11 protein-coding genes are annotated in these 12,566 nt (G+C 64.4%); 4 read left to right on the top strand and 7 right to left on the bottom strand.

The window, feature by feature from the left end:
• Positions 1-40 precede the first annotated feature (40 nt).
• The 3 genes from NLN62_RS15730 to NLN62_RS15720 all read left to right on the top strand — a co-directional run bounded on the left by NLN62_RS15730 (position 41) and on the right by NLN62_RS15720 (position 4,610).
• Positions 41-907, top strand: a complete 867-nt coding sequence (locus NLN62_RS15730; RefSeq protein WP_027521630.1) for a 3-keto-5-aminohexanoate cleavage protein — start codon at positions 41-43, stop codon at positions 905-907.
• Positions 908-1,020: 113 nt separating this feature from the next.
• Positions 1,021-2,637, top strand: a complete 1,617-nt coding sequence (locus NLN62_RS15725; RefSeq protein ID WP_027521629.1) for an acyl-CoA carboxylase subunit beta — start codon at positions 1,021-1,023, stop codon at positions 2,635-2,637.
• Positions 2,634-4,610, top strand: coding sequence for an acetyl-CoA carboxylase biotin carboxylase subunit (locus NLN62_RS15720; RefSeq protein WP_254109327.1), 1,977 nt, complete (start codon positions 2,634-2,636; stop codon positions 4,608-4,610). The genes NLN62_RS15725 and NLN62_RS15720 overlap by 4 nt, the downstream gene beginning before the upstream one ends.
• A gap of 99 nt (positions 4,611-4,709) precedes the next feature.
• Here the strand turns inward: NLN62_RS15720 and NLN62_RS15715 are convergent, their stop codons facing one another.
• The 7 genes from NLN62_RS15715 to NLN62_RS15685 form a co-directional block, all read right to left on the bottom strand.
• Entirely contained in the window at positions 4,710-5,705 is a 996-nt protein-coding gene (locus tag NLN62_RS15715) for an ABC transporter ATP-binding protein (protein WP_027521627.1), read from the bottom strand.
• Positions 5,702-6,709: an ABC transporter ATP-binding protein gene (locus NLN62_RS15710; protein WP_254109326.1), complete on the bottom strand. Its 1,008-nt coding sequence runs from the start codon at positions 6,707-6,709 to the stop codon at positions 5,702-5,704. Before NLN62_RS15710 ends, NLN62_RS15715 begins: the two co-directional genes overlap by 4 nt.
• Entirely contained in the window at positions 6,709-7,602 is an 894-nt protein-coding gene (locus NLN62_RS15705) for an ABC transporter permease (RefSeq protein WP_254109325.1), read from the bottom strand. The genes NLN62_RS15710 and NLN62_RS15705 overlap by 1 nt, the downstream gene beginning before the upstream one ends.
• Before the next feature lie 9 nt (positions 7,603-7,611).
• Entirely contained in the window at positions 7,612-8,559 is a 948-nt protein-coding gene (locus NLN62_RS15700) for an ABC transporter permease (protein WP_027521624.1), read from the bottom strand.
• Between the two features lie 42 nt (positions 8,560-8,601).
• Positions 8,602-10,200: an ABC transporter substrate-binding protein gene (locus NLN62_RS15695; RefSeq protein ID WP_254109324.1), complete on the bottom strand. Its 1,599-nt coding sequence runs from the start codon at positions 10,198-10,200 to the stop codon at positions 8,602-8,604.
• A gap of 188 nt (positions 10,201-10,388) precedes the next feature.
• Positions 10,389-10,577: a hypothetical protein gene (locus tag NLN62_RS15690; RefSeq protein WP_156944120.1), complete on the bottom strand. Its 189-nt coding sequence runs from the start codon at positions 10,575-10,577 to the stop codon at positions 10,389-10,391.
• A 98-nt stretch (positions 10,578-10,675) separates the two neighbouring features.
• Positions 10,676-11,614 carry a 3-keto-5-aminohexanoate cleavage protein gene (locus NLN62_RS15685; protein ID WP_035661345.1) on the bottom strand — a complete coding sequence of 313 codons (939 nt, stop codon included), beginning with the start codon at positions 11,612-11,614 and terminating at the stop codon, positions 10,676-10,678.
• 68 nt (positions 11,615-11,682) lie between these two features.
• Between NLN62_RS15685 and NLN62_RS15680 the strand changes: the two genes are divergently transcribed.
• Positions 11,683-12,459: an SDR family oxidoreductase gene (locus NLN62_RS15680; protein WP_027521620.1), complete on the top strand. Its 777-nt coding sequence runs from the start codon at positions 11,683-11,685 to the stop codon at positions 12,457-12,459.
• Positions 12,460-12,566: the final 107 nt, after the last annotated feature.

Genomic DNA, 12,566 nt, shown 5'->3' with positions numbered 1-12,566 from the left:
TCGCAAGCGTTGCATTCTCAACCTGCGAGACATCCAAGGCATGAGCGACAAGGCCGTCATCACCTGCGCGCTGAATGGCGTTCTCACCGATCCCCGGCAGCACAACGTGCCGGTGACGCCCGAAGAGATGGCGCGTGAGGCCAAGGCAGCATTCGATGCCGGCGCCAGCATCATGCACATTCATCTGCGTCAGCAGGCGCCGAACAAGGGGCACTTGCCGTCCTGGGAGGTCAGCGTTTCGCGCGAGATCCAGCAGGCGATCCGCGAAGCCTGCCCCGGTGTGATCATCAATCACACCTCGGGCGTGTCGGGGCCGAACTACAGCGGCGCGCTCGATTGCATCCGCGAGACCAAGCCGGAGATCGCCGCCTGCAACGCCGGCTCGCTGAACTATCTGAAGGTGAAGGCTGACAACAGCTGGGCCTGGCCGCCGATGATGTTCGACAACGCGGTCGAGAAGGTGAAGGACTATCTCGACGTCATGAATGCGGTCGGCACCATCCCCGAGTTCGAATGTTTCGACGTCGGCATCGTCCGCTGTGTCGGCATGTACACTCAAGTCGGCATGTACAAGGGACCGCTCGAATACAATTTCGTCATGGGTGTTGCCTCCGGCATGCCCGCCGATCCCGAGCTGCTGCCGATCCTGCTCAAGCTGAAGCGTCCCGAGGCGCATTGGCAGGTCACGGCAATCGGCCGCGAAGACATCTGGCCGCTGCACCAGCGCTGCGCCGATCTCGGCGGTCATCTCCGCACTGGTCTTGAAGATACCTTCTATCTCGCCGACGGCAGGAAGGTGACGTCGAACGGTCAGTTGATCGAAGCGGTGGCGGCCTGCGCGCGGCGTGCCGGCCGCGAGATCGCGAGCCCGGCCGAGGCGCGGAGGATTTTTGGGACGAATCGGTAGGTATTCCCCCCACCGTCATTGCGAGCGAAGCGAGGCAATCCAGAATGTATCCGCGGAAACAGCCTGGATTGCTTCGTCGCTTCGCTCCTCGCAATGACGGGTAGGAAAGAGCTATGTCCATCATCGAAAACACCATCTCCCCCGGCAGCGCGACCTACCACGCCAATCGTGACGGCATGCTCGCGCTGATCGAACGGATGCGCGCGCTGGAAGAGCGCACGCGCGCGGCGTCCGCCGCTGCGAAGGACCGCTTCCACAAGCGCAGCCAGCTCTTGCCGCGCGAGCGCGTCGCGCTGGTGCTCGATCCCGGCGCGCCCTTCATCGAGCTCTCGACGCTTGCCGGCTACATGTTCGATGTTCCCGATGCCAACAAGAGCGTGCCCGGCGGCGGCGTCATCGCAGGCATCGGCTTCGTCTCGGGCATTCGATGCATGGTCAGCGCCAGCGACGCCGGCATCGATGCCGGCGCGCTGCAACCTTACGGCCTCGACAAGACGCTGCGCGTGCAGGAGCTCGCGCTGGAGAACAAGCTGCCCTACGTGCAGCTGGTCGAAAGCGCCGGCGCCAACCTCTTGCGCTATCGCGTCGAGGACTTCGTTCGCGGCGGCAACATCTTTCGCAACCTCGCGCGGCTCTCGGCGGCGGGCCTTCCCGTCGTCACCGTGACGCATGGCTCATCGACCGCGGGTGGGGCCTATCAGACGGGTCTGTCCGATTATATCGTCATGGTGCGCGGCCGCACGCGCGCATTCCTCGCGGGGCCGCCGCTGCTCAAGGCTGCAACCGGCGAGATCGCGACCGAAGAAGAGCTCGGCGGCGCCGAGATGCATACGCAGACCTCCGGTCTCGGCGACTATCTCGCCGAGGATGATCGCGATGCCCTGCGCATCGCACGTGAGATCATGGCGGCGCTGGAATGGGAACGGCCGGGCCGGGCGAGCGCGCAATGTAAGCCGCCGCGCTACGACCAGGACGAGTTGCTCGGCATCATGCCGATGGACCATAAGCGCCCAGTCGACATGAAGCAGGTGATCGCCCGCATCGTCGACGATTCCGATTTCACCGAGATGGCGCCGAACTATGGCCCCGCCACGGTCTGCGGCCATGCCCGTATCGAGGGCCAGGCGATCGGCATTGTCACCAACAACGGTCCGCTCGATCCGGCCGGCGCCAACAAGGCGACGCACTTCATCCAGGCCTGCTGCCAGACCCGCACGCCGTTGCTGTATCTCAACAACACCACTGGCTACATGGTCGGCAAGGCCTACGAGGAAGCCGGCATGATCAAGCACGGCTCGAAGATGATCCAGGCGGTGACGTCGGCGACCGTGCCGCAGATCACGATCTATTGTGGCGCCTCCTTCGGCGCAGGCAATTACGGCATGTGCGGCCGCGGCTTCCACCCACGCTTCTGCTTCTCCTGGCCCAATGCCAAGACCGCTGTGATGGGCGGCGAGCAGGCCGCCGAGACCATGGCGATCGTGACGGAGGCTGCCGCTGCGCGACGCGGCAAGCCGATCGAGCAGGACAAGCTCGAGGCCATGAAAGCGCAGATCATCGGAGTGTTCGATGGCCAGATGGATGTGTTCTCGACCAGCGCCCGCGTGCTCGACGACGGCGTGATCGATCCTCGCGACACCCGCGCAATTCTGTCCGAGGTTCTCGCGATCTGCCGCGAGGGCGACGCACGGACTCCCCAGCGCATGCAATTCTCGGTGGCCCGCCCATGAGGAACGGATCAGTGCAGCACCGGCCGTTCTTCAAGGTGTTGGTCGCCAATCGCGGCGAGATCGCGCTGCGGGTGATGCGGAGCGCGCGGCGGCTCGGCCTCGGCGTCGTCGCGGTCTATTCGGATGCGGATCGCGACGCCTTGCATGTGCGGCAGGCCGACCAGGCCGTGCGGATCGGCGAAGCCTTGCCGGCGCAATCCTATCTGAACATACCAGCCATCATTGCAGCTGCGAAAGCGAGCGGCGCGGATGCTGTGCATCCCGGCTATGGCTTCCTTGCCGAGAATGAGGCGTTTGCGCAGGCTTGCAAGGATGCGGGTCTCGTCTTCATCGGCCCGTCGCCGCAGGCAATCGAGGCGATGGGTAACAAGGCCGGCGCCAAGGAGATCATGAAGAAGGCCGGCGTACCTATCGTGCCAGGCTATCAGGGTGTCGACCAGAGCGACGAGGTGATGCTCGCGGAGGCCAACAAGATCGGCTTTCCCGTGATGATCAAGGCGGTGGCCGGTGGCGGCGGCCGCGGCATGCGGCTCGTCACTAATGCCGTGTCGTTTCCGGATGCGCTGCGCAGCGCGCGGTCCGAAGCCAAGGCGGCATTTGGCGATCCCACTGTCATCCTCGAACGGGCGATCCAAAACCCGCGGCACATCGAGATCCAGGTGTTCGGTGATGCCCATGGCAACGCCATCCATCTCGGCGAGCGCGATTGCTCGGTGCAGCGGCGCCACCAGAAGCTGATCGAGGAGGCACCATCGCCGGCCGTAACTCCGGAGTTGCGTGCGAAGATGGGCGAGGTCGCCGTCGCAGCGGTGAAGGCGCTGCGTTATGAGGGAGCCGGCACGCTGGAGTTCCTGCTCGACGAAAGCGGCGCGTTCTACTTCATGGAGATGAACACGCGCCTCCAGGTCGAGCATCCCGTCACCGAAGCGATCACCGGCCTGGACCTCGTCGAGTTGCAACTGCGCGTCGCTCGCGGCGAGCTGCTGCCGGTGAAGCAGCAGGACATCAGGTTCTTCGGCCACGCCATCGAGGTGCGGCTGTGCTCGGAGGACGCTGCACACGATTTCATGCCGCAGTCCGGCCGCATCGCGCGCTGGCAGGTTCCGGAGGGCGTGCGCGTCGAGCACGCGTTGCAATCCGGCACGGAGATCCCGCCGTTCTACGATTCCATGATCGCCAAGGTCATCAGCCACGGCGCGAGCCGCGAGGAAGCACGCAGCCGCCTTATCTGCGGCCTGGAACAGCTCACCGCTTTCGGCGTCACCACCAACCAGGCGTTCCTGATGTCGTGCCTGCGGCATCCCGGCTTTGCCGGGGCTGAGGCGACGACGGCGTTCATCGGCGCCCATTGCCACGAATTGCTGGCGCCGCGCAAGAACGGTGCGTTCGACACGGCGCTGGCGGGCTTGTTGTTCTACGTCACCAACCCCCATGCCCCGCCATGGCGGGCCGGACGGAGTCTGGCGGCAACGTTTCCGCTCCCTGCGAAGATTGAGTTGGACGGTCACATGCACGAGCTCGAAATCACGCGCGAGCGCGATGGCGGGTACATGGTGGTGCTCGATAGCCAAAGCCACAAGTTCGAGATCGATCAGCTCGATCCCGACGCCATTCGCTTCCGCCACAACGGTCTCATGGACGCCGCAAAATTCCTGCGCGACGGCGACCGGCTCTATCTCCAGCACCGCGGCGTCCCGTTTGCGGTCACCGATCTCACCCTCGCCCCGCCGAAGGCCGCCGCAACCAATGGCGGCGACGGCAAGGTCCGCGCCGCCATGAACGGCCGCGTCGTCGCGGTGCTGGTCAAGCCCGGTGATCGCGTCACCACCGGCCAGCCGGTCATGACACTGGAAGCGATGAAGATGGAGCACGTCCACAAGGCCGGCATCGACGGCGTGGTCGCGGCGATCGACGTCGCGGAGGGCGAGCAGGTGACGACGGGGAAGATCGTGGTGGAGATCGAGGCGAGATAGTGCCGCAAGTACCGCAATCGTAGGGTGCCGAAGGCGTAACCCACCTCTCTACCTTCCGCGCTGACAGAGAAGCGGTGGGTTACGCTTCGCTAACCCATTCTACAAGTCTACAGGGCTCCGCCCCGTCCCTTCATTCAGCAAGCACGCCACCTGATGCCCGTCGCCGGCCTCCATCAGCGCCGGCCGTTCCGTCTTGCATCGCTCCATCGCAAAGCGGCAGCGGGTGTGGAACGCGCAGCCTGATGGCGGATTGACGGGGCTTGGCACATCGCCGTCGACCAGCGGCGCGAGCCGCTTCGCGTGCGGGTTGGCGATCGGGACCGAGGCGAGCAGGGCTTGCGTGTAGGGATGGCGCGGATTCCTGAATAGCTCGTCCTTGCCCGCGACCTCGACGATGCGGCCGAGATACATCACCGCGACGCGGTGGCTGATATGGGCGACCACCGCCAGATCATGCGCGATGAAGAGATAGGAGAAGCCGTGCTGCCGCTGCAGGTCGATCAGGAGGTTGATCACCTGCGCCTGGATCGAGACGTCGAGCGCCGAGACCGGCTCGTCGCAGACGATCAGCCGTGGCTGAAGCGCGAGCGCCCGCGCGATGCAGATGCGCTGGCGCTGGCCGCCGGAGAACTGGTGCGGAAAGTTGCGCATCTGGTCCGGCCGCAGGCCCACCTGCTCGAACAGTTGTGCGACGCGCGTCTCCAGCGCCTTGCCGCTCGCGAGGCCATGTACCGCGAGCGGCTCGCCGACGATGTCGCCCGCGGTCATGCGCGGATTGAGCGATGCAAACGGGTCCTGGAACACGATCTGCATCGAACGGCGATGCGGCCGCAGCTCGGTCTTGGAGAGATGCGTGATGTCCTCGCCGTCGAGCCGAATCTGGCCCGAGGTCGGCTCGATCAGCCGCAGCACGCTGCGCGCCACCGTCGACTTGCCGCAACCGGATTCGCCGACGAGGCCCAGCGTTTCGCCCGTGCCAAGCGAGAAGCTGACACCATCGACCGCATGCACGGTCCCGACCTGCCGCCGCAGTACGCCGGCCCGCACCGGATAATGCTTCATCAGATCGGTGACCTCGAGCAGCGCCTCGCTCATGCCACCTCCTCCTCAACCTCGGCCGCGCGCCAGCAGGCGGCGAGGTGACCGCTGCCCCAGTCCATCAGCGGTGGGTATTCCTCGCAGCGTTTTACGGCGAGCTTGCAGCGCGGCGCAAAGGCGCAGCCTTTTGGCAGCCGCACCAGCGACGGCACGGTGCCGGGAATTTCGTTCAGCCGCGCCTGCGACGCGACACCCGAGGCCGGCACGGCCGGGATCGAGGCCATCAGCCCGCGCGTATAGGGATGTTTCGGCGCGGCGAACAGCGCCTCGACACTCGCTTCCTCGACCTTCTTCCCTGCATACATCACGATCACGCGCTGCGCGGTCTGCGCGACGACGCCGAGATCATGCGTGATCAGCACGAGCCCGGTGCCAAGCTCCTTCTGGAGATCGAGGATCAGCGCCAAAATCTGCGCCTGGATGGTGACGTCGAGCGCGGTGGTCGGCTCGTCCGCGATCAGCAGCGCCGGCCGGCAGGCCAGCGCCATCGCGATCATTGCACGCTGGCGCATGCCGCCGGAAAGCTGGTGCGGATATTCCTTTGCCCGCCGTGCCGGTTCTGGAATACGCACCAGCCGCAGCATCTCGACCGCGATGTCGTGGGCCTCCCTGGTCGAGATGTCCCTGTGCAGCCGCACCGCCTCCGTGATCTGGTCGCCGATCCGCATCACCGGATTGAGCGAGGTCATCGGCTCCTGGAAGATCATGGAGATGCGGTTGCCCCGGATCGCGCGCATCCTGGCTTCATCGAGTGCGAGCAGGTCGGTGCCTTCGAGCATGACGGAACCGCCGACAATGCGTCCGGGCGGATCCGGCACCAGCCGCATCAAGGAGAGCGCGGTGACGCTCTTGCCGCAGCCGGATTCGCCCACGATCGCCAGCGTCTCGCCGCGCCTCACGCTGAACGAGACGTCGTCGACCGCCTTGAAGAGACCCGAATTGGTGAAGAACACCGTTTTCAGGTTCTTGACATCGAGCACGAGATCGGACGCATCACTCATCAGCCGCGCTGCCTCGGATCGAGAATGTCGCGAAGCGCGTCGCCGAACAAATTGGTGCCGAACACAGCAAGGCTGATCGCAATGCCTGGGAAGACGACGAGCCACGGTGCGGTGCGGACATATTCGGCCGCGGATTCCGACAGCATGCGGCCCCAGGATGGGTAGGGCTCGGGAATGCCGAGGCCGAGGAAGGAGAGCGAGGCCTCGGTCAAGATGGTCGAGCCGAGCTGTGCGGTGGCGAGCACGATCAGCGGCGCCAGCGTGTTCGGCAGCACGTGACGGAGCGCGATCCGCACCTCGCTCATGCCGATCGATTTGGCGGCTTCGACGAACGGCTGCTCGCGCAGCGCCAGCGTGTTGGCGCGGATCACGCGCGCGACCGTCGGGATCAGCGGAATGGCGATCGCAATGATGACGTTCGGCAGCGACGGCCCGAGCGCGGCCGTCATCACCAGCGCGAGCACCAGAAGCGGCAGCGCCTGGAGGATGTCGGAGACGCGCTGGAACACGAGATCAACCCAGCCGGAGAGATAGCCCGACGTCAGGCCGACGATGACGCCAATGGAGGCGCCGAGCGCGGTCGAGCCAAGCCCGACCGCGAGCGAGATCCGCGCGCCATGGATGATGCGGCTGAACACGTCGCGGCCGAAGGAGTCCGTGCCCATCCAGTGTAGCGCGCTCGGGCGCGCCAGCGCATGCGCGGCATCGACCGTGAGCGGATCGAAGCGCGCGAGGACGTTGGCGAAGATCGCCGTGAACACGAACAGCGTCATGATGATCAACCCGGCCGCGCCCAGCACATGCCGCTGCGCCAGGAACAGCACGCGCCGCCAGCCCCCGGTCGCGCCGGCGCCGGCGCGCCTTAGTTCGAGATCATAGTCGATCGCGGCCAAGCGAATCTCCTAGTCCGTAAACCGGATGCGCGGGTCGAACACGGCGTAGAGCATGTCGACGGTGAAGTTCGCGAACACCACCACGACCGCAATGAACATCACGAGGTTCTGCACGATCGGATAATCCCGCCAGCGGATCGCCTCGACCAGGAAGCGCGCGACGCCGGGGATGTTGAATACGGTTTCGGTGACGATGAGGCCGCCGATCAGGAACGCGGCCTCGATGCCGATCACGGTGATCACGGGCAACATCGCGTTCTTCAGCGCATGCTGATAATTCACGGCAGCGTCGGAGGCACCCTTGGCGCGCGCGGTGCGGATGTAGTCCTGCCGCAACACCTCCAGCATCGAGGAGCGCGTGATGCGCATGGTGAGCGCGGCGCTGCGGAAGCCGACCGCGGCAGCCGGCACCGCATAGGTCGCAAACGCTTCCAGCCAAGTCTGCGGATTGGGATTGAAGATCGGCATCTGGCCGAACATCGCGACCGACGCGGTCAGGATCAAGAGCCCGAGCCAGAACGAGGGCAGCGACAGGCCGCTGAGGCTGACGACACGTAGTGCATAGTCGAGCTTTGTTCCCTGCTTCACCGCGCTTATCACGCCCAAGGGAATGCCGATCGAGGCGGAGAACAGCAGCGCCAGCCCGGCAAGCCGCGCCGTGATCGGGATCCGTGGCAATATCTCCTGGAGCGCCGGCTTTTCCGAGACATAGGAGTAACCAAAATCGCCGCGCAGAAGACCGCCGATCCAGTGCAGATATTGCATCACCAGCGGCTGGTCGATGCCGAGCTCCTTTTCCAGATTGGCCTTGTCGGCGGGGTCGACATAACCGGCCGCGGCGAACAGGATGTCGACGATGTTGCCGGGCACGATGCGCAGCAGGAAGAAGATGACGACCGAGATCCCGAACAGGGTCACGAGCATCAGGAACAGGCGGCGCACCAGATAGGCAAACATCCCAACGCCTCCTGCCGAGCCTTCAGCTGCCTGCCCGCCGCATTACTTGTCCAGCCACAGATCCTCGTAGCGATAGCCATTATAGGAGGAGTTGGTCATGATCGTCACGCCCTTGACGTAGGGCTGCCAGCAGGTGCCCATCCGGCTGTGGAAGATGATCGGGCGAGCGACGTCCTCCTGCAGCCTCTTGTCGATCTCCCAGACGAGCTTCTTGCGCTTGCCAGCGTCGGTCTCCTGCGACTGCACGTCGAACAGCTTTTCGATCTCCTTGTTGCAATAGTTGGTGTAGTTGCGCTCCGAGCCGCAGGAATAGTTCTCGTAGAAGGACTGGTCGGGATCATCCACCGCATTGCCGGTGAGGTTGAGTCCGATCATGTAGTCCTTCCGCGCGACCTTGGGGAACCAGTTCGCGGTCTCCACCACATCGAGCTCGCCGTCGATATAGATGCTCTTGAGCTGGTCGATCAGGATCACCGCGGGGTCGCGATAGACCGGAATGTTGCGCGTGGAGACCTTCACGGCGAGATGCTTATCCGGCCCATAGCCCGCCTTCTGCATCAGCTTCTTCGCCTCCTCGCGGTTGGCGCTCACGTCCGGGCCGTAGCCTGGAATGGTCTCCAGCATCTCCTTGGGCAGCCCCCACAGGCCGTTCGGCGGCGGCAGCATGGTGCCGCCGATGTCACCCTGGCCCTCGAACATGATCGAGATGAACGCCTTGCGGTCGAGCGCCAGCGCCATGGCGCGGCGGATGTCGACATTGTCGAACGGCGGCGCCGACGAATTGACGATGATGTTGGTCGAGACGTTGGTCGGCGCGATCTCGCAGATCGCGCTCGGTGCCTGCGACTTGACGTCCTTCACCAGCGGGATCGTCACCTCGGTCGGAAACGTCATGTCGAACTTTCCGGCGACGAAGGCGAGGATCGCAGTCGAGCGGTTCGGAATGATGGTGAACTCGATGCCGTCGAGATAGGGCCGGCTCTTCTTCCAGTAGTCGGGATTGCGGGTCAGCTTGATCGATTCATTGGCCTTGAACTCGACGAACTTGAAGGGACCGGTGCCGATTGGATGCGTGCGCATGTCGCCGGGCGAGACGTGGCAGGGATAAACCGGCGTATAGCCCGAGGCGAGAAGCGCCAGCAGCGAGGGCTGCGGCCGCTTCAGATTGAACGAGACCTCGAAATCGCCATTCGTCGAGATGTCATTGACCTCATTGTACCAGGCCTTGCGCGGGTTCTGCCGGAACTTTTGCTGCGACTTGCCCATCAGCATGTCGAAGGTGCATTTAACGTCGGCCGAGGTGAACGGCTTGCCGTCGTGCCATTTCACGCCCTGGCGCAGCTTGAAGGTCAGCGTCTTGTTGTCATTGACCCAGGCCCAGCTTTCGGCGAGCTCGGGGACGATGTCGTCCATCCTGTTCTGCGGCTCGTCCTGCTTGTAGATGACGAGATTGTTGAAGACGGGCATGAAGGGAATGTTGACCGAATAGGTCGCTCCTTCGTGAATCGAAGCATTTGCGGGGCTGTCGCGGTGGTACATCCGCAAGATGCCGCCTTGCTTGCCCTCATCGGCGAGCGTGGTGGTTGAGACCGTCAGCACCGATAGCGCCGCCATCGCGGCGAGCGCCCTCACGCTCCGCATGCTTCTCTCCCTCGAGCCTCAAGGCCTTGTGCGGCCTGTTTGATCACGACGATAGCCATGCGCGCGAGGCCAGGCAACGGCCAAGGCCCGTTGCGGCCTTGACAATTCGGATGACGTAAAGCCGCACGCCCCTCTCTCACAATGTGAGAGAAGCTGATGTCATCATTTCGATTGGAACCAGATCGTCTTTAGCGTTGCGCCTGCGCGCGGGGTGGCAGCAGCGCCAGGACGATCGAGGGCAACGGAAAGAACAGGGCGCCCAGGACGAACCAGACACTCCGCGAACGTCCCTTCTCCGCCGCGAATTTCGCAGTGCAGCGCCCGCAGAGGATCAAGATGGCAAGAAGGCCGGCAACGAAGAGAAACGCGGCGAGCATGGGGGCTCCTGTCAATGCCTGCTGAGCATACAGGATCGCGGTCGCGGGGACGACGGACGACGACATCCTAGCGAAATCAAAATCCGGAGAGCGGTGGACTACACCTGCAGCGTGTCGCCGCCCTTCAGATGCAGCATCTCGCGCGCCTCGTCGGAGCTGGCGACCTCGAGGCCGAGGCCCTCGATGATCTTCCGGGCGAGACGCACCTGCTCGGCGTTCGACGAGGCCATGCGGCCCGGCGCGGCCCAGAGCGAGTCTTCCAGGCCGACGCGGATATTGCCGCCCATTGCGGCGGCCATCGCCGCGATCGGAAGCTGATGCCGCCCGGCGCCCAGCACCGACCAGATGAACTTGTCGCCGAATAGCCGCTCCGCGGTGCGTTTCATGTGCAGCACGTCCTCGGGGTGCGGTCCGATGCCGCCTTGCAGGCCGAACACGGTCTGCACGAACAGCGGCGGCTTCACCAGGCCCTGATCGAGGAAGTACTGGAGATTATAAAGGTGCGCTGTGTCGTAGCATTCGAACTCGAAGCGGGTTCCGGTCTCCGACAGGGTCTTCAGCACGAACTCGATGTCCTGGAAGGTGTTGCGGAACACGATGTCCTTGTTCTCGACATGCTTGCGTTCCCAATCATGCTTGAAGGTCCTGAAACGGTTGAGCATGCCGAAGAAGCCGAAATTCATCGAGCCCATGTTCAGCGAGGCCACCTCGGGCTTGTACACCGCGGCCGGCCGCACGCGCTCGTCCACCGTCATGGTCGGCGAGCCGCCCGTGGTGAGGTTGATCACGGCGTTGGAACGCTGCTTGATGATCTTGAGGAACGGCGCAAAGGCCTCCGGCGATTGATCCGGCTGGCCGGTTTCGGGGTTGCGCGCGTGCAGGTGCACGATCGCCGCGCCCGCTTCGGCGGCCTCCACCGCCGCGTCCGCGATCTCCTGCGGCGTCACCGGCAGGGCAGGGGACATCGACGGCGTGTGGATCGCGCCGGTGACGGCGCAGGTGATGATGACTTTGCGGGCCAATACTTTGCTAACCATGGGTTTGCAACTCCGAGGCGGCTGTGATCTACCGTCACGCTTAGCATCAAGGCACGATCGGAGCCATCATGGATCTCGACATCAAGGGGTTGCGCGTATTGGTGACCGCGGGAGCGGGCGGCATAGGGCTTGCAATCGCCCGCCGCTTCATTGCCGAGGGCGCAAAGGTGCATGTCTGCGATGTCGACGAGATGGCGCTTGCCGCGCTTGCGAACAGCGATCCCGCCATCACGCGCTCGCAATGCGACGTCTCTGATCGCACCGCCGTGAAGACGATGTTTGACGAGGCGGTCCGCGCGCTCGGCGGGCTGGACGTGCTCGTCAACAACGCCGGCATCGCCGGCCCGACCGCGAAGGTCGAGGAGATGAACCCGGAGGACTGGGACCGCTGCGTCGAGGTCTGCCTCACCGGCCAGTTCAACTGCACGCGGCTCGCGGTGCCGCTGCTGCGCGAGAGCAAGAACGCTTCGATCGTCAACATCTCGTCCGCTGCGGGGAAGGTTGGCTTCGCCATGCGCACGCCTTATGCGGCGGCGAAATGGGGCGTCATCGGCCTGACCAAGTCGCTGGCGATCGAGCTCGGCCCCGACAAGATCCGCGTCAACGCCATTTTGCCCGGTCTCGTCGCCGGCGAACGCCAGCGCCGCGTGCTGGAAGCGAAGGCACAGCAGCGTGGCATCTCCTACGCCGAGATGGAGCGCATCGCATTCTCCTACACCTCGATCAAGGACTACGTGACGCCGGAGCAGATCGCCGACCAGATTTTGTTCATGGCGAGCCCTCGCGGCCGCACCGTCTCCGGCCAGGCGATCTCGATCTGCGGCGATACGCAGATGTTGGGGTGAGATTGCCGGTCGCCCCAAACCCCGCCGTCGTCCCGGACAAGCGAGCAGAGCGAGCGCAGATCCGGGACCCATAGCCACAGGATCAAGTCTGGCGAAGACTCGTGGTT

The sequence above is a fragment of the Bradyrhizobium sp. CCGUVB23 genome, from assembly GCF_024199885.1.
GTDB lineage: Bacteria > Pseudomonadota > Alphaproteobacteria > Rhizobiales > Xanthobacteraceae > Bradyrhizobium.
Note: the sequence above shows the minus strand (reverse complement) of the source record. Positions and strands in the feature narration are given on the sequence as shown.

What these genes read in the sequence shown, in the direction of transcription:
- NLN62_RS15725 (WP_027521629.1), top strand. Translation starts at nt 1,021, where the DNA reads ATGTCCATCATCGAAAACACCATCTCCCCCGGCAGCGCGACCTACCAC.
- NLN62_RS15695 (WP_254109324.1), bottom strand. Translation starts at nt 10,200, where the DNA reads ATGCGGAGCGTGAGGGCGCTCGCCGCGATGGCGGCGCTATCGGTGCTG.
- NLN62_RS15730 (WP_027521630.1), top strand. Translation starts at nt 41, where the DNA reads ATGAGCGACAAGGCCGTCATCACCTGCGCGCTGAATGGCGTTCTCACC.
- NLN62_RS15710 (WP_254109326.1), bottom strand. Translation starts at nt 6,709, where the DNA reads ATGAGTGATGCGTCCGATCTCGTGCTCGATGTCAAGAACCTGAAAACG.
- NLN62_RS15700 (WP_027521624.1), bottom strand. Translation starts at nt 8,559, where the DNA reads ATGTTTGCCTATCTGGTGCGCCGCCTGTTCCTGATGCTCGTGACCCTG.
- NLN62_RS15690 (WP_156944120.1), bottom strand. Translation starts at nt 10,577, where the DNA reads ATGCTCGCCGCGTTTCTCTTCGTTGCCGGCCTTCTTGCCATCTTGATC.
- NLN62_RS15685 (WP_035661345.1), bottom strand. Translation starts at nt 11,614, where the DNA reads ATGGTTAGCAAAGTATTGGCCCGCAAAGTCATCATCACCTGCGCCGTC.
- NLN62_RS15720 (WP_254109327.1), top strand. Translation starts at nt 2,634, where the DNA reads ATGAGGAACGGATCAGTGCAGCACCGGCCGTTCTTCAAGGTGTTGGTC.
- NLN62_RS15680 (WP_027521620.1), top strand. Translation starts at nt 11,683, where the DNA reads ATGGATCTCGACATCAAGGGGTTGCGCGTATTGGTGACCGCGGGAGCG.
- NLN62_RS15715 (WP_027521627.1), bottom strand. Translation starts at nt 5,705, where the DNA reads ATGAGCGAGGCGCTGCTCGAGGTCACCGATCTGATGAAGCATTATCCG.